General features: G+C 68.0%; 14 protein-coding genes. 9 read left to right on the plus strand and 5 right to left on the minus strand.

Going from position 1 to position 18,699, the window contains the following annotated elements:
• Positions 1 to 11 precede the first annotated feature (11 nt).
• Positions 12 to 305 carry a hypothetical protein gene (locus ACXRVZ_RS08990; protein ID WP_457425561.1) on the minus strand — a complete coding sequence of 98 codons (294 nt, stop codon included), beginning with the start codon at positions 303 to 305 and terminating at the stop codon, positions 12 to 14.
• A gap of 347 nt (positions 306 to 652) precedes the next feature.
• On the opposite strand from ACXRVZ_RS08990, the gene ACXRVZ_RS08995 reads away from it, so the two are divergent.
• The 8 genes from ACXRVZ_RS08995 (at position 653) to ACXRVZ_RS09030 (ending at position 13,927) form a co-directional block, all read left to right on the plus strand.
• Positions 653 to 1,807, plus strand: a complete 1,155-nt coding sequence (locus tag ACXRVZ_RS08995; protein WP_458232311.1) for an HD-GYP domain-containing protein — start codon at positions 653 to 655, stop codon at positions 1,805 to 1,807.
• Positions 1,808 to 1,810: 3 nt separating this feature from the next.
• The gene (locus ACXRVZ_RS09000; RefSeq protein WP_457425565.1) at positions 1,811 to 3,403 is read left to right on the plus strand and encodes a GAF domain-containing protein; all 1,593 of its coding nucleotides are present in this window, start codon (positions 1,811 to 1,813) and stop codon (positions 3,401 to 3,403) included.
• The gene (locus ACXRVZ_RS09005) at positions 3,400 to 8,952 is read left to right on the plus strand and encodes a PAS domain S-box protein (RefSeq protein ID WP_458232312.1); all 5,553 of its coding nucleotides are present in this window, start codon (positions 3,400 to 3,402) and stop codon (positions 8,950 to 8,952) included. Before ACXRVZ_RS09000 ends, ACXRVZ_RS09005 begins: the two co-directional genes overlap by 4 nt.
• Complete coding sequence (locus ACXRVZ_RS09010) at positions 8,949 to 10,544, plus strand: ATP-binding response regulator (protein WP_457425569.1); 1,596 nt, start codon at positions 8,949 to 8,951, stop codon at positions 10,542 to 10,544. Before ACXRVZ_RS09005 ends, ACXRVZ_RS09010 begins: the two co-directional genes overlap by 4 nt.
• Before the next feature lie 177 nt (positions 10,545 to 10,721).
• A complete protein-coding gene (locus ACXRVZ_RS09015; RefSeq protein ID WP_457425571.1) occupies positions 10,722 to 11,093 on the plus strand; it encodes a YciI family protein in 372 nt (123 codons plus the stop codon).
• A gap of 24 nt (positions 11,094 to 11,117) precedes the next feature.
• Positions 11,118 to 12,341 (plus strand): MFS transporter, encoded by a 1,224-nt coding sequence (locus ACXRVZ_RS09020; protein ID WP_457425573.1) that lies wholly within the window; start codon positions 11,118 to 11,120, stop codon positions 12,339 to 12,341.
• Positions 12,342 to 12,459: 118 nt separating this feature from the next.
• Complete coding sequence (locus ACXRVZ_RS09025; RefSeq protein WP_457425575.1) at positions 12,460 to 12,726, plus strand: helix-turn-helix domain-containing protein; 267 nt, start codon at positions 12,460 to 12,462, stop codon at positions 12,724 to 12,726.
• Entirely contained in the window at positions 12,713 to 13,927 is a 1,215-nt protein-coding gene (locus tag ACXRVZ_RS09030) for a type II toxin-antitoxin system HipA family toxin (protein WP_458232313.1), read from the plus strand. The genes ACXRVZ_RS09025 and ACXRVZ_RS09030 overlap by 14 nt, the downstream gene beginning before the upstream one ends.
• 22 nt (positions 13,928 to 13,949) lie before the next feature.
• Here the strand turns inward: ACXRVZ_RS09030 and ACXRVZ_RS09035 are convergent, their stop codons facing one another.
• From ACXRVZ_RS09035 to ACXRVZ_RS09050, 4 genes are all read right to left on the minus strand, one after another.
• Positions 13,950 to 14,789 (minus strand): GIY-YIG nuclease family protein, encoded by an 840-nt coding sequence (locus ACXRVZ_RS09035; RefSeq protein ID WP_457427953.1) that lies wholly within the window; start codon positions 14,787 to 14,789, stop codon positions 13,950 to 13,952.
• Positions 14,790 to 14,861: 72 nt separating this feature from the next.
• Entirely contained in the window at positions 14,862 to 15,656 is a 795-nt protein-coding gene (locus ACXRVZ_RS09040) for a 2-keto-4-pentenoate hydratase (protein ID WP_458232314.1), read from the minus strand.
• 96 nt (positions 15,657 to 15,752) lie between these two features.
• Positions 15,753 to 16,400 (minus strand): response regulator, encoded by a 648-nt coding sequence (locus ACXRVZ_RS09045; protein WP_458232315.1) that lies wholly within the window; start codon positions 16,398 to 16,400, stop codon positions 15,753 to 15,755.
• Positions 16,397 to 17,533 carry a PAS domain S-box protein gene (locus ACXRVZ_RS09050; RefSeq protein ID WP_458232316.1) on the minus strand — a complete coding sequence of 379 codons (1,137 nt, stop codon included), beginning with the start codon at positions 17,531 to 17,533 and terminating at the stop codon, positions 16,397 to 16,399. Before ACXRVZ_RS09050 ends, ACXRVZ_RS09045 begins: the two co-directional genes overlap by 4 nt.
• Before the next feature lie 122 nt (positions 17,534 to 17,655).
• On the opposite strand from ACXRVZ_RS09050, the gene ACXRVZ_RS09055 reads away from it, so the two are divergent.
• Positions 17,656 to 18,675 (plus strand): sulfate ABC transporter substrate-binding protein, encoded by a 1,020-nt coding sequence (locus ACXRVZ_RS09055; RefSeq protein ID WP_458232317.1) that lies wholly within the window; start codon positions 17,656 to 17,658, stop codon positions 18,673 to 18,675.
• Positions 18,676 to 18,699: the final 24 nt, after the last annotated feature.

Consider the following 18,699-nt stretch of genomic DNA (forward strand, 5'->3'; position numbering starts at 1 on the left):
CGCGCGCGCCCTCAGGGCGCCGCAATGCCGTCGATGCGGTCCAGGCGGACGACGATGCGGCCGTATTGCTGGTTGCGCAGTTCCACCCAGCGCCCCGGCTCGATGCGCGTCACGGCGCCCGAAATCGCCTGCCCGTTGACATAGAGCGTGATGCCGCGCTTGTCCTGCAGCGCCGCGTTGAGCGCCTGCTCGATGCCTTGCACGGCATCCGTCGCATGGGCCAGGCCCGAAGTGAAGGCGCAAGCGACGACGAGTGCGGCCAGCACGCGGCGGACGGAGGATGCGCTGAACGGAGGTGAAGGCATGACGACGATCTCCTGAATGAACGGCATCGCACTGTGCCCGCGACCCGTCACGCGGTGATTTCAGGCGGGAGAGCAATTTGTTTCGTTTGTTCATGCCGCCGCCGCAGGCGGGCCGAGCGACGCCGCGGCTATGCGCCACGCACTTGGGGCCGATCGGTCGACCCATATCCGCCGCTAACACAACCGTGAGGCGGCAAACGCGCTCCAGCGCTGCCAGCCCGGCAACTGCAGAACTATTCGACGCTGGCGCCACGACCGACAACGCTCTAGGTTGTCGGTTCCGGCTTGCCGGGCTACGCTGCGTTGGGCAGTACGCACTCGGACACAGGCACGGGGGAGTTCCACGCATGGACAAGACGACCGGTGGCACGCGCAGGCAGACGATTCTGGTGGTGGACGACACGCCGGACAACCTGGCCCTGATGTCGGGCCTGCTCAAGGACACCTACAGGGTGCGCCTGGCCAACAGCGGTGAGAAGGCACTGCAGTTCGCGCGCGACGCCGAGCCGCCGGACCTGATCCTGCTCGACATCATGATGCCGGTGATGGACGGCTATGCGGTCTGCCAGGAGCTGAAGGCCGACGCGGCATTGCGCGACATCCCGGTGATCTTCCTGACCGCGTTGAGCGAAACGGTGGACGAGGAGTTCGGCCTGCGGCTGGGCGCGGTGGACTTCATCACCAAGCCCGTCAACCCGCCCATTGTGCAGGCGCGCGTCGAGACTCATCTCAATCTCAAGCGCGCGGCTGATTTCCTCAAGGACAAGAATAGTTTCCTGGAGGAAGAGGTCGCCCGGCGCACGCGCGAGCTGACGGCCATCCAGGACGTGACCATCCTGGCCATGGCCTCGATGGCCGAGACGCGCGACAACGAGACCGGCAACCACATCCGCCGCACCCAGCACTATGTGAAGCTGCTGGCCGAGCAGCTGCGCAGCCATCCGCGTTTCGCCGCGGTGCTGACGGACAGCTTCATCGMCACGCTGTTCAAGTCGGCGCCGCTGCACGACATCGGCAAGGTCGGCATCCCCGACCGCATCCTGCTCAAGCCGGGCCGCTTCGAGCCGCATGAGTTCGAGATCATGAAGACCCACTGCAAGCTGGGCCGCGATGCCATCCAGCAGGCCGAGGACAGGCTGGGCCTGAAGGTGGACTTCCTGACGGTGGCCAAGGAGATCGCCTACAGCCACCAGGAGAAATGGGATGGCTCGGGCTACCCCGAAGGCTTGTCCGGCGAGGACATCCCGGTGTCCGCGCGGCTGATGGCCGTGGCCGACGTGTACGACGCGCTGATCAGCCGGCGCGTCTACAAGGAGGGCATGCCGCACGAGAAGGCCGTGCAGATCATCATCGACGGCCGCGGCCAGCATTTCGACCCGGACATGGTGGATGCCTTCCTGGCCGTGCTCGACAAGTTCCAGGCCGTGGCGCGGCGCTATTTCGATAGCGACGACGATCTGCATGCCAAGGCGCAGGTGCTCAGCCCCTTCCAGAGCCCCTAGCCCATGACGGCGCGGCCCGGCTTCAGCACGGATCGGTCACGGCATCTGGGCGTGCTGGCCGCCCTGCTGCTGCTGGCGCTGCTGGCGGGTTGGGCTGCCGCGTTTGTCGACGCGCGCGCCGGCGCGGACAGGCAGCTGACGCTGCTGCAGATCGAGGCCCGCCGCAAGAGCATCGAGGTCATGTCCGGCACGCTCAACGGCAACCTGATGGGGGCCATCACGCTGCTGGGGCTGACGGACCCGGGCATGAAGCGCGAAGCACGCAGCGTCGTCGTCGAGACGGACCCGTTCCTGCGCGCCGAGCTGGGCGAAGTGGGCCGCGCCTTCGGGGCCAACGGCGTCTTCGTGGTGGCGCAGGACGGCGTGATCCGCTCCTCCTGGGACTGGGGCAACAAGCCCTCGACCGGGCTGGACGTCAAGTTCCGGCCCTATTTCAAGACGGCGATGGCGGGCAGGACCAGCGTGTATGCCGCGGTCAGCGTGAGCCAGGGGGAGCGCTCGCTGTATTTCTCGGCACCCGTGACGGGCATGGACGCACCGACGCCGCTGGGCGTCGTCGTGGCCCGCACCGATCTCGCCCGTGTCGACGCGCTGCTGCAAGGCGAGTTCCAAGAGGCGCTGCTGCTGTCGCCCCAGCAGGTGGTGTTCGCCAGCAAGCGGTCGCAGTGGGTCGGCAGCCTGGCCGCAGAGGCGAGCCCGGAGCGCCTGACGGCCATTCGCGAACTCAAGCAGTTCGGCACGCTGTTCGACCGCCGCGATCCCAAGGTCTTGCCGCTTGCGACCAGCAATGGCTTCCAGACCTGGGAGCACCGGCGCCATGCGGTGGCCTCGGCCGAGGTCGACTGGAACGACCCCGCCGGCGCCTGGACCCTGGTGCTGATGGAGGACCTGGAAGCCGGCGCGCCGGCCTCGCGGGCCCTGGCCGTCGGCGCGCTCGTTGCTGCGCTGGTGCTGCTGCTGGGCTGGATGGGCTACCGCCTGTGGCGGGGCCGGCAAAAGCAGCTGCGGGCCAACGCCCAGCTGCGCGAGTTCGCGGCCCAGCAGGAGGCCACGGCGGCCTTCCGGGCCGAACTGTCCCGGCTGGCCGCACGCCTGCAGCGTTGCGAGCAGTTGCCCGAGCTGGCCTCGGTCTTCCTGCTGTCTGCGCGCGAGATGCTGGGGGCCATGCAGGGCGCCCTGTATGCCGCCAGCCTGGGCGAGTCGCCCCGCCTGCTGCTGCTGGGCTCCGCAGCCGCCGGCGAGGCGCCACCGCGGGCGCTGGAACTGGGCCAGGGGCTGCTGGGCCAATGCGCCCTGGACCGGCAGCGGCGCGTGCTGGACACGCCGCCACCGGGACCGTGGCGGCTGCGCTCGGGGCTGGGCAACACCCTGCCCGGCGCGCTGGTGCTGGCACCGCTGGTGCTGAACGACGAACTGGTGGGCGTGGTCGAGCTGGCGCTGCTGCAACCGCCCGACGAAGCGCTGCTGGCCCGGCTGGACGATGTGCTGGCCCTGCTGATCAACAGCCTGGAAATCCTGCGGCGCAGCAAGAATGCGTCGCCGACCCAGCCCGAAGATCGCGAGGGTCGCGAGACAACCGTGGAGGTGGGTGAGTGACGATTGGCTTGCAACTGTTGGAAGGCCGCACGCTGCGAGCCAAGCTGCTGCTCGGGTTCGCCGTGCTCATCGGCCTGGCACTGGCCCTGGGGTTGAGCGACCTGCTGACGCAGCGGGCGCTGCTGCGCCAGATCGACCAGCTCTACGAGCAGGACCTGCTGGGCGTGTCCAGCGCCAAAGATGCGCAGGCCGACTACATCACCATGGGCCGCGAGCTGCGCCAGGCGCTGATTGCCGAGACGCCCGAGGACCGCGACGCTGCGGTGCGCAATGTCGTCGAGCAGGACATCAAGCTGCGCCGCGAGGTGGCGGAGCTGCGCCCGCGCGTGTTCCGCACCGACAACCAGGCGCGCCTGAGCCGCTTCGAAGAGACCTACGCCATCTACAAGGGCAATGTGGACCAGGCCCTGGGCCTGCTCGGCCGCGGTGACGTGGCCAAGGCCAGGACCCTGGTCGCATCGCATGAGTTCCAGTCAGCGGGCGAAGCCGTGCGCACCCGCATGGACAGCGTCGTGCAGGCCCAGGAGCGCGGCGCCTACCTGAGCACCGAGGAGGCACGGCAGCTGGCCGCCAAGGCGCGCCAATACACGCTGGTGCTGCTGATCGGTGGCCTGGCGCTGGGCGGGGTGGTCTCCTGGCTGGTGGCGGCGTCCATCCGGCGCCCCAATCAGCGGGTGCGCCACGCAGTCGAGCAGTTGGCCCAGGGCAACCTGGCCATCGCTGTGCCGCATCAGGATTTCAGCAACGAGCTGGGCGAGCTGGCGCGCTCGGTGCAGGTGCTGCAGCAGGTGGCGCAGCAGATGGAAGGCCAGAACTGGCTGAAGAGTCATCTGGCCCAGATCTCCAATGCGCTGCAGACCGTGAGCGATTCCGCCGAGCTGTCACGCGTCTTCTTCAGCCGCATGGCGGACATTGCCGGCATCGGCCATGGCGCGATGTACGGGTGGGACGAGGAGAGCCGCCAGCTGCAGCTGCTGGGCAGCTACGCGCATCAAGAGCGCAAGTCGCTGGAGCAGCGTTTCGAGCTGGGCCAGGGCCTGGTGGGCCAATGCGCGCTGGAGCGCAGCCCCATCGTGCTGAAGCAGCCGCCGGCCGACTACATCAGCATCGCCTCCAGCCTGGGCGAGGCTGTTCCCACTGCCATCGCCCTCTTCCCGCTGCTGCGCGGCGACCGCCTGCTGGGCGTGCTGGAGCTGGCCACCTTCGAGCCCTTTGGTGCCCAGGAGCAGGCCCTGCTGGACGGGCTGACGCCGGTGCTGGCCATGAACCTCGAGATCCTCGAGCGCGCGGCCCGCTCCAACAAGCTGCTGGAGGAGACCCAGCGCCAGGCGCAGGCGCTGGAGCAGCAGGCCGGCGAACTGGCGGCGCAGAAGGCCGCCATCCAGGCCACCGAGCGCTGGTACCGCGCCATCATCGAGGCCGCACCGGACGGCCTGCTGGTGGCCAACCGGCAGGGCATCATCACAATGGCCAACCCGCGCCTGGCCGAGATCTTCGGCTACGAGGAGCGGGAGCTGATCGGCCAGGCCATCGAGTTGCTGGTGCCCATGGACCGCCGCCCGGGCCACCCGACGCTGCGCGACGGCTTCTTCACTGAGGGCGGGCGGCGCGAGATGGGCGGCACCCAAAGCTCGCTCAGGGGCCTGCGCAAGGATGGCTCGGAATTCCCGCTCGAGGTGGGCCTGTCGCTGCTGCCGGCCGTCGAGGGACGCGAGCCCAGCGTGTGCGCCTCGGTGCGCGACGTCACCGAGCGCAAGAAGGACCAGGAGGCCATGCGCGTGGCCAGTGCCGAGCAGGCCAGCATGTTCGAGGCCGCCACGCTGGGCATTGCCTTCATCAAGAACAAGGTCATCGTGCGTTGCAACAGCCAGCTCGACGAGCTGTTCGGCACCGGGCCAGGCGCGCAGATCGGGCAGTCTGCCCGGGCCTGGTACGACTCCGATGAGGTGTTCGGCGAGGCCCTCAAGGAGATCTACGAGCACCTGTCCAACGGCGGCAAGCATCAGCGCGAGGAAGAACTGGTGCGTGCCGACGGCACACGCTTCTGGTGCGAGCTCAGCGGCTCTGCCATCGACCCCCAGGACCTGAGCAAGGGCACGGTGTGGATGCTGCATGACATCACCTCGCGCAAGGTGGCGCAACGCGCGCTGGCCGAGGAACGCGGGCGCTTGCAGCAGATCCTGGAGAACAGCCCGGTCGGCGTTTCCATCAATTCGGAAGATGGCCTGCCCATCTTCGCGAATCAGCAGATGTCACGGCTGATGGGCCTGTCCAATGAGGAGCTGCTGGCACGCAACACCCAGTCGCTCTGGAAAAATCCGCAGAACCGCGAGCAGTTTGTCGAGGCCCTGCGGCGCGACGGCATCGTCAAGGACCATGAGGCGGAATTGGCGCGTGATGACGGCAGCGTCCGCTCCGTGCTGATCAGCACCACCCGGATGGCGCAGGGGGAGTCCAACCTGTTGGTCAGCTGGATCTATGACGTGACGCAACGCCAGCGGGACCAGCAGGCCATGCGCGTCGCCCACGCCGAGCAGACCGCCATGTTCGAGGCCACCACGCTGGGCATCGCCTTCATCAAGGACCGCGTCATCGTGCGCAGCAACAGCAAGCTCGATGCGCTGTTCGGCACCCGCGAAGGCGCTCAGATCGGCCATTCCACGCGTGCCTGGTACGCCAGCGACGAGGAGTACGAGTCGGGTGGCGGCGCGGTTTACGAGCAACTCGCGCGCGGTGAGATGCACCACCGCGAACAGGAGCTGGTGCGGGCCGACGGCTCACGTTTCTGGTGCCAGTTCAGCGGGGCGGCCATCGACCCCGGAGACCTCGACAAGGGCACCGTGTGGATGCTTCAGGACGTCACCGAGCGCAAGCGCATGGAGGCGCAGATCCAGCACACCAACTTCCTCGCCGACGTGGCGCTGGAGCTGACGGGCAGCGGCTACTGGTATGTGGACTACAGCGACCCTGACCACTACTTCCAGTCCGAGCGCGCGGCGCGCATCCTGGGCGAGCCCATCCACCCCGATGGGCGCTACCGCCTCGACAGCGAATGGTTCTCGCGGCTTCAGGAAGCCAACCCGGAAACGGCCGCCGCCACGGCGGAGCGCTACCAGGGCGCCATCGATGGCAAGTACGAGAAGTACGACTCCATCTACGCCTACAAGCGCCCCGCGGATGGTGAAGTCGTGTGGGTGCATGCTGCGGGCAAGCTGTTGCGCGAGCCCGCCACCAACAAGCTGCAGTTCATGTACGGCGCCTACCAGGACATCACGCAGCAGAAGCGGACAGAGGACGAGATCCGCCGGGCGCGCGAGACGGCCCTGGAGGCCACCCGGGCCAAGAGCGATTTCCTGGCCAACATGAGCCACGAGATCCGCACGCCGATGAACGCCATCATCGGCATGTCCCACCTCGTGATGCAGACCGCGCTGGACAAGAAGCAGCGCAACTACGTCGAGAAGGTGCACCGCTCGGCCGAGAACCTGCTGGGCATCATCAACGACATCCTCGACTTCTCCAAGATCGAGGCCGGCAAGATGGTCATGGAGACGGTGGACTTCCGCCTCGAGGACGTGATGGACAACCTCGCCAACCTCGTCGGCCTGAAGGCCGACGACAAGGGGCTGGAGCTGCTCTTCAATGTCGACGCCGAGGTACCCACCGCGCTGCGCGGCGACCCGCTGCGGCTGGGCCAGATCCTCGTCAACCTSGGCWACAACGCCGTCAAGTTCACCGAGMGCGGCGAGGTGGTGGTGGCTGTGGAGCCGGTCTCGCAGGGCGCCGACGACGTGGGCCTGCATTTCTGGGTGCGCGACACCGGCATCGGCATGACACCCGAGCAATGCGGCCGCCTGTTCGAGAGCTTCAGCCAGGCCGATGCCTCCACCACGCGCCGCTACGGCGGCACCGGCCTGGGCCTGGCCATCTCCAAGAACCTGGTGGAGATGATGCAGGGGCGCATCTGGGTGGAAAGCGTGCCCGGCCAGGGCTCGACCTTCCATTTCGAGGTGCGCTTCGGCGTGCAGCGGGACCCGCAGCCGCGGCGCATGTACCGGGCCGACGAGCTGCTGGGCACGCGTGTGCTGGTGGTGGACGACAACGCCTCTGCGCGCGAGATCCTGTCCAGCATGGCCAAGACCTTCGGCCTGGAGGTGGACGCGGCCCGCAACGGCGCCGAGGCGCTGCGCATGGCCGCCCAGGCCGACCAGAAGCAGCTCGGCTACGACGTGGTGCTGATGGACTGGAAGATGCCGGAGATGGACGGCGTCGAAGCCATGCGCCGCTTGAAGGCCGAGCAGCTGAGCCGCACGCCCACGGTCATCATGGTCACCGCCTACGGCCGCGAGGAGGCCCTCAGCGCCGCCCAGTACCAAGGCGTGGCGCCGGCCACCGTGCTGACCAAGCCAGTGACCTCGTCCACGCTGCTGGAGGCCGTGGCCGAGGCCCTGGGCAAGGGGCAGATGGTGGAGACGCGCGCCGTAGAGAAGGCCGACACCCATGCCCAGGCGCTGGCTCATCTGTCGGGTGCGCGGCTGCTGCTGGTCGAGGACAACGACCTCAACCAGGAGCTGGCCATGGACCTGCTGGCCGACGCCGGCATCGTTGTCGTCTGCGCCGAGAACGGCCAGCTGGCGCTGGACACGCTCGCCGCCGATGCCGACTTCGACGGCGTCCTGATGGACTGCCAGATGCCGGTGATGGACGGCTACACCGCCACGCAGATGATCCGCCGCAATCCCGCCTGGGACGCCATCCCCGTCATCGCCATGACCGCCAACGCGATGGCTGGCGACCGCGAGAAGGCGCTGGAGGCCGGCATGTGCGACCACGTGCCCAAGCCGCTGAACGTGGGCACGATGTTCAAGACCATTGCCCGCTGGGTCGACCCGGCGGCCCGCCGGCCCAAGGGCGCCGTTGCTGCCCGCGCTGACAAGCCCGCAGCCGAAGCCGGCTTCCCCGAGCTGCCCGGCATCGACATCGCCCGCGGCCTGGCCACGACGGCCAACAAACCGGCGCTGTACCGCCGCCTGCTGCTCAAGTTCAACGCCGGCCAGGCGCGGTTCGACGAGCAGTTCGCCGCGGCCCGCAGCGGCGCCGATCCCAGCGCCGCCCAGCGCCTGGCCCAYACGCTGAAGGGCACGGCCGRCAACATCGGCGCCGTCGAGCTGCAGGCCGCCGCCGGACGGCTGGAAGCGGCCTGCCAGCCGGGCCACGAGCCTGCGGAGGCTGACGAGCCCCTGGCCCAGGTGCTGCAGGCGCTGGCCCCCGTGCTGGCCGGGCTGGCCGCGCTGGAAGGCGACGCGCCTGCGGCCGACGCGGCGCCGACCAATGCCGCGCCCGACCCGGCGCTGCAGGCCGGGCTGGCGCGCCTGTCGCAGCTGGTGGCCCAGGGTGACGCCGATGCCGGCGACCTCGCCGACGAACTGCTAGCGCTGGCCGCGGGCAGGCCCGAGGCGCAGGCGCTGCGGCGCGTGTCCAAGGCCCTGGCTGATTTCGACTTCGACGCCGCCCTCGCCGCCCTCAAGCAACTGGAGCCAAGCCCATGAACCCATTCGCCAGCAAGGCCGCGGTGACGCTGGGCCCGCACACGCGCGTGCTGGTGGTGGACGACTTCGAGGCCATGTGCAAGGTGACCGTGAGCCAGCTGCGCCAGGTCGGTGTGGAGCGCATCATGACCGCCAAGGATGGCGCCGAGGCCCTGCGCTACCTGAAGGCCAACCCCTTCGACATCGTGCTGTCGGACTGGAACATGCCGGTGATGTCTGGGATCGAGCTGCTCAAGGCCATGCGCGCCGACCCCAAGCTGTCGGCCCTGCCCTTCGTGCTGATCACCGCCGAGGCCGAGCGGGAGAAAGTGCAGGAGGCCATCGCCAGCGGCGTGACCTCGATGCTGCTCAAGCCCTACACGCCGCAGCAGCTGCTGAACCGGGTCGAGAAGGCCATGCACTGGACGCCGCGCAAGCCGGTGCCGGTGGAGATGGTGGCCGCGGCCGCAGCGGCCCCGCGGCCGGCGGCCACCGGCGCGGATGGCACGCCCGAACGGCCCACCGTGTTGATCGTCGACGACACGCCCGACAACCTGCTGCTGCTGTCCGAACTGTTCCGCGGCGAGTACCGCGTGCGCCTGGCCCAGACCGGCGCCAAGGCGCTGGAGTTCGTCACCTCGGACAGGCCGCCCGACCTGGTGCTGCTGGACATCATGATGCCGGGCATCGACGGCTTCGAGGTGGCGCGCCGCATGCGCGAACACCCCAGCTCGCAGGCCATTCCCATCATCTTCATCACCACGCTGGACACCGCCGACGCGCGGCTGCAGGGGCTGGACCTGGGCGCGGTGGACTTCATCTCCAAGCCGGTCGACCCGGCCACGCTCAAGCCCCGGGTGCGCAACTTCATGCGCTATGTGCAACTGCGCAAGGACCTGCAGGCCCAGGTCGACGGCATGGTGGAAGCCGCCCAGCTGCGCGAGGACGTGGAGCGCATCACCCGGCACGACATCAAGGGCCCGCTGGCGGGCGCCCTGGGCGTGTTGCAGGCGCTGCTGGAGGACGACGACCTCGGCCGCAAGCAGACCGAACAGCTGCGCCTGGTGGAGGAGATCACGCTGCGTGTGCTGGGCATGATCAACCTGTCGGCGGAGCTCTACAAGATCGAGACCGGCCGCTTCGTGCTCAAGCCTGGGCCGGTCAAGATCGGCGAGCTGCTGCGCCGCATCGTCGAGACCGACCGTGTCACCTACGCCGAGAAATCCCTGGCCATCTCGGTGGACACCGACGCGCCGGTCGGCGCCGAGCCGCCGCTGGCGCTGGGCGACATCACGCTGTGCTTCTCGGCCTTCCAGAACCTGCTCAAGAACGCCTGCGAGGCCGCGCCCGCCCACAGCAAGGTGTCGGTGCGGCTGCTGGACCAATCGCCGCTGCGCATCGAGATCGAGAACAAGGGCGTGGTGCCGGAAGACATCCGCGAGCGCTTCTTCGACAAGTTCGTCACCGCGGGCAAGGCCGGCGGCAGCGGCCTGGGCACCTACTCGGCGCGCCTGCTGGTGCATGCCCAGCAGGGCGACATCGCGATGGAGACGTCCGACGACACCGGCCTCACCCGCATCACGGTGACCCTGCCCCGCGCTGTCGGCTGCTAGGGCGATCTCTTGGCTTGCGCCATGCACGGCGCAAACCCCGATCCCATTCAAAGCCCCAGGAAAACCCTGGTCTCGCGACTGCGCGACGCCGCAGTTGTCGATCCGGCACGCACTCGTTCGTCTTCAGGGTGAGACGGCAGAACCATTCCGCCGCACCACGCCCCAGGAGAACCGAGCATGAAGTTCCTTTCGATGATCCGCATCGACGAAGCCACCGCCCAGGCGCCCAGCGAGCAGCTGATGGCCGACATGGGCCAGCTCATCGAAGAGCTCACCCGCACCGGGCAACTGGTGAGCACGGCCGGGCTGCGACCGACCGCGGAAGGCGTGCGCGTGCGGCTCAGCCGCGGCGGCGAGATGTCCGTCATGGATGGCCCGTTCACGGAGGTCAAGGAGGTGATCGCCGGCTACGCCATCTTCGAGGCGCCCTCCCAGGCGGAAGCGCTCGAGTTGACGCGGCGATTCCTGGGGCTGCACGGCCCTGGATGGGACATCGAATGCGAGGTGCGGCAACTTGACGGGCCGGACTGCGGCAGCAAGCCTCGGTAAACGCCACCGCGTAAAGGACACGCCATGCCTTCCTTGACGAACGCTCTGCGCGAGCACTACCGCTGGGTCATCGTCGCCGCCGGCGGCCTGCTCGGCTGCGTGGCCATCGGCGCCCTCTTCTCGCTGCCCGTGCTGCTGCGGCCCATCGCGCTGGACACGGGCTGGTCCACCACCGGCATCTCCGCCGCGATGACCATCGCCTTCGCGGCGATGGCCGTCGGCAGCATGGCCTGGGGCGCGCTGTCGGACCGCGTCGGGCCGCGCATCGTCCTCATCGCAGGCTCGCTGCTGCTCACCGCGGGCCTGGCGCTGGCCAGCCTGGCGACGTCGCTGCTGGCCTTCCAGCTGCTGTTCGGCGCGGTCGTCGGCCTGGCCGCTGCGGCGATCTTTGCGCCGCTGATGGCCTGCGTGACCGGCTGGTTCGACACGCGGCGCAGCCTGGCCGTGTCGCTGGTGTCGGCGGGCATGGGCATGGCGCCGCTGACGATGTCGCCGCTGGCCGCCTGGCTGGTGCAGGCGCACGACTGGCGCAGCACGCTGCAGATCATCGCGGCGGTGGTGGCGGGCGTCATGCTGCCGGCGGCGCTGCTGGTGCGCCGCCCGCCGGCTCTGGCCCAGGCTGCTGCCGACACAGGCGCCGCGCAGGAGCCCGGCCCCTCCGTCGGCCAAGCCATCCGCTCGGCACCCTTCCTGATCCTGGTGCTGACGAGTTTCCTGACCTGCGCCACGCACTCGGGGCCGATCTTCCACACGGTGAGCTACGCCGTCACCTGCGGCATCCCGCTGATGGCGGCCGTGTCCATCTACAGCCTGGAGGGGCTGGCCGGCATGGGCGGGCGCCTGGTGTTCGGGCTGCTGGGCGACCGCTTCGGCGCCGCGCGCACGCTGGTGCTGGCGCTGCTGGCCCAGGCCATCGTCGTGCTGGGCTACGTGCAGGCGCGCGAGYTGGGGAGCTTCTACACGGTSGCSGCGCTGTTCGGCTTCACCTACGCGGGCGTGATGCCGCTGTTCGCGGTGATCGCACGCGACAACTTCCCGCTGCGCATGATGGGCACCGTGATCGGCGGCACGACGATGGCCAGCAGTGTCGGCATGGCGCTGGGGCCGGTGCTGGGCGGACTGATCTTTGATGCCACGTCCAGCTACACGTGGTTGTTCATAGGCGCGTTCGCGATGGGCATAGGTTCGTTCCTGTCTGCCCTGGCGTTCATGCGGCTGCCACGGCGGCTGTTGCCGGCAATGGCTTGAACGCAGCCTTGGCGGGCTGATCCGCAGAGTTGCCAGCGAGTTTCGGACGGCTCCGCAGGCAGGTATCAAATACGATGCCATCAAACAATAAAGCATTGCATACGATACTATCTAGGTCGTGAATGACTACGAATCCACCGTCAAGGCCATTGGCGCCAAGCTCAAGGAAATGCGCCAGGCACGCGGGCTGCGCCTGGTCGACGTCGCCGAGCGTGCCGGCATTCCCAGGCTGAAGGTGATCCACGTCGAAGCTGGCCGCACCGGCGTGGCGGTCTCGTCCTATGCCCGCGTGGCGGCGGCCCTCGGCGCGCAGTTCCAGCTGGTGCCGGCACAGCGGCCGACGCTGGAAGAGATCGGCGCCTTGATGGGCGATGAGCATGTCTGAGCGGGCGCCAGCGGTGCTGGTGCACACGCCACAAGGACTGGCCGGGCGCCTGCAGCGCGAAGGCGACTACGTCTTCGCCTTCGACCCGCAGGCCGGCGACCTGGCCGCGCCAGCGCTCGGGATGCCTCGCCGCGTCAAGCCCTATCTGCACAGTTCACTGCACCCGGTCTTCCAGATGAATCTGCCGGAAGGCTATGTGCTGGAGCAACTGCGCCAGCGTCTGGCCAAGACCACCGGCATGGACCCGCTGCTGCTGCTGACCGTCATCGGCTCTCAGGCGCCGATCGGGCGCCTGCGGTTCTCGGCTGAGGGCGCGGCGCCCGTGCCGGAGGCGCCGGGCGAGAACCTGGCGGACCTGCTGGCCAGCAAGGGCTCGAAGGATTTGTTCGCGCGGCTGGTGGACACCTACGTCATGCGCAGCGGCCTGAGCGGCGTGCAGCCCAAGGTCTTGGTGCCGGAGGCGCGGGCCGGCCTCCCCCCGGCCGAGTACAAGGCGTCGCTGGCCACCGCCGAGCTGATCGTGAAGTCGGGGCTGGGAGAGTTCCCCGGCATGGCCGTCAACGAGTTCTTCTGCATGAGCGTGGCCAAGCGCGCGGGCCTGCCGGTGCCGGAGTTCTACCTGTCGGAGGATGGCGAACTGTTCGTGATGCGCCGGTTCGATCGCCCTGCCGACGGCCGCATCCTCGGTTTCGAGGACATGCTGGTGCTAGCCGGGCGCGATGCCGACCAGAAGTACGTCGGCAGCTACTCCCAGGCGCTGAAGCTGCTGAGTCTCTACTGCAGCCCCGAGCACTGGGCCGCCGCGCGCGCGCAGCTGTTCGACATGGTGGCGCTGTCGTGCATCCTCGGCAATGGCGACGCCCACATGAAGAACTTCGGCGTGCTGTACGAGCAGGTGACGGGCGAGGTGCGCATGGCGCCGGCCTACGACATCGTCTGCACCAGGCTCTACATCCCCGAGGACACGCTGGCGCTGGAGCTGGTGGGCAACAAAAGCTTCTTTGCGGCGCGACAAGGGCTGCTGGACTTCGGCCATCGATGCGACATCCCGAAGGCGAAGGTGATTGCTCGCCTGGTCGCGCTTGCCGAGATCACGCTGCAGGCCCTGGATGAGCTGGCCCTGCTCGTCGAGCGGCTACCTGGGCTGGACGAAATCATTCGGCAAGAGGCGAAGCGGTATGTCGAAACGTTCCGCAGGTAGGCAGCGCTTCGCGACTCAGAGGTCAGTTCTCGTCCAACTCTCGAAGGGTCACTCCATCCTTCCTTCGCCAGGCGGTGAGGCCGTTAGCGTTTCCACCCTTAACGGTCGCCGCGGCGGCCGAGGGACTTGAGAACTCAGCGTCCTTTACGAACTTCAAGAGACTGCCCTCAGCCACAAGCGCGCCCTCATCAAGCAGTTGTTGTCGAAGGCCCCTAACCCATGACTGCGCTGAAGGCCTCTCATCTGCTACAGCCGTCGAGCCTCTGTAAACCACAAAGCCGTTCGGACTCCGCTGCCCCTGAGCTTCCGCATTCTTGATAGTGCAGAAAAGCAGACTGGGTGCCGAGACTGCTCGGGCGGGCTGCACGAGCGGTGTCAATATGTCTGACCCGAGAACCGGCAGCAACTGCTGAATCCTTCCCAAGAACACCTCCATGTCCTCGCGATCAGACTCCGGTAGCTTGGCACCTCCGGCTTGGTTTTGATCAAGAGCGTAGCGCCCGATCAATGTCGCCTCAGCGAGCAGGCGACTTTCCAGATAGCGGACATGCGCCTTTGTAAGGTTCTCATCCTTGCTTACAAAAGCGATGGCCGCGACCCAGAATTCTTTGGATCGATGCTGTTTTAGACGTTCCCGAAGCACCTCTGCCCCGCCGAAGTACGCGCGTGGAGCATTCGTTTCGGGGTCCGTTCCAAGCAAGATGTAGACGCCGGGTTTGTCGAGCTCTTCCCGCAAAAGCAGCTCGTCAAGCTCGATGCGTGGAGCGGCGATGGCCTTGCCGCTCCAGTTCGAGATTTCCGCAGTCCGCAAACTTTTCGCGTCACCGCGTGGAAGGAATAACTTAATAGTCGCTGACAACATCTTGTTCTTTCTTCGCCCGCCAAATGACTCTCGCCTGCAGATCCGAAAGTTGAAACAGGCTCGTCARCGCCACTAAATCCCTACGGCTACCGCCTTCGTGATCTGCACCTGAACTTCGCCGACGCCGGCGAACACGTGCCGCGACTGCTGACCGGCAAGGATGTCATGCACGCCGGTGATCATGCCGGTGGAGATGACGTCGCCCGCCTTCAGCGTCTGCCCCTGCTCGGCCCGCTTGTTCAGCGTGAACGCCAGCGCGCCGAGCGGGCCGGGCTTGATGCTGACCTTGCCGGTGCCGACGGACTGGCCGTCGATGAAGGTCTCGACATCGATGGTCTCCAGTTCGCGCCAGTTGGCGATCTCGGCGCCGACGACGACGCCCCAGTTGTTGCCGAAGTCGGAGATGACCGCGCCCGGGCCGATGTCGTTCAGCGTGGCCAGCGGGCTGCTCGCCACTTCCACCCCGATGTGCATGGACTTGACGAGCGGCAGCACTGAATCGGCCGTCCAGTCGGCCTTGCCCGCCGGCGAGTCCGCTGCGACGACGATGACGACTTCCGCCTCGACGGCCGCGAAGCCGCCTTCAAAAACCGGGCATGTCGGCGTGCCGCCCTGCTCGACCTGGTGCACGTTGGGGGCGAATGCGGGGCCGATCAGCCGCTCTTCGGGGAACTGCGCCGCGAAGGCGGGGTTCACGCGGGCGACCTTCCAGCCCTTGACCGCGTCGGGCCAGCGCGCAATGGCGGCGGCCTGGATCTCGTAGGCCTCGGCCAGCGTCGCGGGCGGCGTGCCGGGGTAGGCCGCGATGGCACGGCCGGCTGCGCGGGCGGTGGTGAAGGCTTCGGCGATTTGCTGGGTGGCGCTCATGGAATTCTTTCTGTGCGCCGGCCGGCGCGGTGAAACATGCGGCCGGCAATGTACCGCGCCAAAACGAAACGCGGTTTTACTTTTATGGAAGTAGCCCTATCCCACCTGATCCATCCGCACGGCGAACAGCGCCAGCTCCACGTCGTTGCGCACGCCAATCTTCTCCAGCACGCGGGTGCGGTAGGTCGACACGGTGTTGGGCGACAACACCAGCTGCTCGGCGATCTCGCCCACGCTGCGGCCGGCGGCCAGCAGCTGGAAAACCTGGTGCTCGCGGTGCGACAAGCGCTCGTGCAGGGGCTGCTCGTCGTCGGCCTTGCGCCCCCCTGCGCCCACCGCGCCGGCCAGCTGCTCGGCCACGCTGGGCGTGATGAAGAGCTTGCCGCGGGCGACGCTGCGCACCGCGTCGATCATCTGTTCGCTGTCGGCGCTCTTGTTGAGGTAGCCGGCGGCGCCGAGCTTCAAGCTGCGCACGGCGTACTGGCGGTCCGGGTAGGTGGACAGCATCAGCACCGGCAGGCGCGGGAACTCGGACTTCAGCGCCTTCAGGATGTCCAGGCCGTCACGCTGGGGCATGGCGATGTCCAGCAGCACGACGTCGACCCCGCCGGTGCGCACCTGCTGGATGGCGTCCGGCCCGTTGGCTGCCTCGCCGACGACGCGCAGGTCCTCGGCCTCGGCCAGCACCTGCTTGATGCCTTGGCGGACGATGAGGTGGTCGTCGCAGATGAGCACTCGAATCATTGCGCCTCCAAGGGCATGACAAGCCTGACGGTAGTGCCTCGCCCCGGGAAGCTCTCTATCCCCAGCCGCCCACCAAAGTGCCCCGCCCGCTCGCGCATGCCCAGCACGCCGTAGCTGCGCGCGTCGGTCAGCGCCTCGGGCGCCGCGCCCACGCCGTCGTCGCGCACCTGCAGGTAGAGCACCGGCCCCGGCGGCGCGTCCACGTCGATGCGAATGGCGACATGGCTGGCGCGCGCATGCCGGGCGATGTTGGACAGCACCTCCTGGAAGATGCGGAACACGGCGATGGCCAGGCCACCCTCGGGCGGCACCACGTCGGCGGCGATGTGCATCTTGAAGTCGACCTGGCGCTCGTCGCTGCCGGCGAGCTGGAACTCCTGGGCCTGCCACTCCAGCGCCGCCCACAGGCCCTGGTGGTCAAGGATGCTGGGGCGCAGGTCCGTGATGATGCGGCCGACCGCCTCGACGGCCGTGTCCACCAGCCCGCCCATGCGCTGGCATTTGCTCACCATGGGCTCGCGCTGCGCCGGGTCGCCCACGCGGCGGGCCAGCCAGTCCAGGTCCATCTTCAGCGCCACCAGCAGCGAGCCCAGCTCGTCGTGGATCTCGCGGGCGATGCGCTTGCGCTCGGTCTCGCGCACGGCCTCCAGGTGGTGGGCCAGCTCGCGCAGCTCGGCCGTGCGGCCGGCCACGCGCTGCTCCAGCTCGTCATGGCTGGCGCGCAGCAGCGCCTCGGCTCGGCGCCGCGCGGAGATGTCGACGAAGGTGACGACGGCGCCCTGCACCTGGCCATGCTCGATGACCGGGTAGCTCGAGTACTCGGCCGGGAAGGCGCTGCCGTCGGCCCGCCACAGCACCTCGTCGTCGATGCGGCAGGGATCGCCGCGGCGGAAGGCGTTGAAGATGGGGCAGTCGCACTCCGGGTAGTGGGCGCCGCTTTCGCGCGAATGGTGGATCAGCTCGTGCATGTTGCGGCCCAGCACCTGCTCCGTGCGCCAGCCCAGGGCCTCGCAGGCGGCGCGGTTGACGAAGGTGCAGCAGCCGGCCATGTCGATGCCGAAGATGCCTTCGCCCGTGCTTTCCAGCAGCAGCGAAGCGGTCGAGGGGTGGTCAAGGGCAAAGGGCATGCTCATGAGATTAGCAAGGGTTGCACCACGCATCGCCGGAGATCGAATAAGGAAATAAGGAAACTGTCGTTCCGCGAATAAGCGACTTCAGGCACCCTCGCGGCTTCGTTCATTCGACCGGCCCCGCCATGCCCACCTTCCTGCCCGCCCGCCGCACCTTGCTCGCGCTGATCGCTTCGGCCACCGCCCTGCCCGCCATGCCGGCGTTGGCCAATGATGCCGCGCTGCTCAATGTCTCCTACGACGTGGCCCGCGAGCTCTACAAGCAGATCAACCCCGCCTTCGTCGCCGCGCAGAAGGCCAAGGGCCAGGTCGTGACCGTCAACCAGAGCCATGGCGGCTCCAGCAAGCAGATCGGCGCTGTCATCAGCGGCCTGGAGGCCGACGTGGTGACGATGAACCAGGCCACCGACGTGGACCAGCTCGCCAGCAGCGGCCTGACGCCGGCCGACTGGCGCAGCCGTTTCCCCAACGGCGCGGCACCCTATTCGTCGACGATGACCTTCCTCGTGCGCAAGGGCAACCCCAAGGGCATCAAGGAATGGACCGACCTGGCCCGCCCGGGCGTGCAGGTCATCCTGCCCAACCCCAAGGTCACCGGCAACGGCCGCTACAGCTACCTGGCCATCTGGGGCAGCGTGCTGGCCACCGGCGGCACGGACGCCCAGGCCAAGGAGCTGGTCACCAAGGTGCTGACCAATGTGCCCGTGCTTGACGGCGGCGGCCGCGGCGCCACCACCACCTTCACGCAGCGCGGCATCGGTGACGTGCTCGTCACCTTCGAGGCCGAGGTGGAGCTGATCGAGAACGAGTTCGGCAAGGGCCAGTTCGAGCAGGTCAACCCCAGCATCTCCATCGAGACCGATGCGCCGGTGGCCATCGTCGACAAGGTCGCCACCAAGAAGGGCAACGCCGCGCTGGCCAAGGCCTACCTGGACTTCCACTGGACGCCCGAGGCGCAAGAGATCATCGCCAAGAACAACTTCCGCCCGCGCGATCCGGCCATCTTCAAGAAGCACGCACAGCGCTTCGCCAACATCAAGCTCTTCACCGTCGACCAGACGCTGGGCGGCTGGGCCAAGGTCAGCAAGACGCATTTCGCCGACGGCGGCACGTTCGATCAGGTGATGGCAGGGATCAAGCGTTGAGCACACCTGCCACCACGGCGCCGA

It is taken from the genome of Roseateles sp. P5_E8 (assembly GCF_054177665.1).

What these genes read in the sequence shown, in the direction of transcription:
- ACXRVZ_RS09050 (WP_458232316.1), bottom strand. Translation starts at nt 17,533, where the DNA reads ATGAGCATGCCCTTTGCCCTTGACCACCCCTCGACCGCTTCGCTGCTG.
- ACXRVZ_RS09010 (WP_457425569.1), top strand. Translation starts at nt 8,949, where the DNA reads ATGAACCCATTCGCCAGCAAGGCCGCGGTGACGCTGGGCCCGCACACG.
- ACXRVZ_RS09040 (WP_458232314.1), bottom strand. Translation starts at nt 15,656, where the DNA reads ATGAGCGCCACCCAGCAAATCGCCGAAGCCTTCACCACCGCCCGCGCA.
- ACXRVZ_RS09055 (WP_458232317.1), top strand. Translation starts at nt 17,656, where the DNA reads ATGCCCACCTTCCTGCCCGCCCGCCGCACCTTGCTCGCGCTGATCGCT.
- ACXRVZ_RS09030 (WP_458232313.1), top strand. Translation starts at nt 12,713, where the DNA reads ATGAGCATGTCTGAGCGGGCGCCAGCGGTGCTGGTGCACACGCCACAA.
- ACXRVZ_RS09000 (WP_457425565.1), top strand. Translation starts at nt 1,811, where the DNA reads ATGACGGCGCGGCCCGGCTTCAGCACGGATCGGTCACGGCATCTGGGC.
- ACXRVZ_RS09015 (WP_457425571.1), top strand. Translation starts at nt 10,722, where the DNA reads ATGAAGTTCCTTTCGATGATCCGCATCGACGAAGCCACCGCCCAGGCG.
- ACXRVZ_RS09035 (WP_457427953.1), bottom strand. Translation starts at nt 14,789, where the DNA reads ATGTTGTCAGCGACTATTAAGTTATTCCTTCCACGCGGTGACGCGAAA.
- ACXRVZ_RS09045 (WP_458232315.1), bottom strand. Translation starts at nt 16,400, where the DNA reads ATGATTCGAGTGCTCATCTGCGACGACCACCTCATCGTCCGCCAAGGC.
- ACXRVZ_RS08990 (WP_457425561.1), bottom strand. Translation starts at nt 305, where the DNA reads ATGCCTTCACCTCCGTTCAGCGCATCCTCCGTCCGCCGCGTGCTGGCC.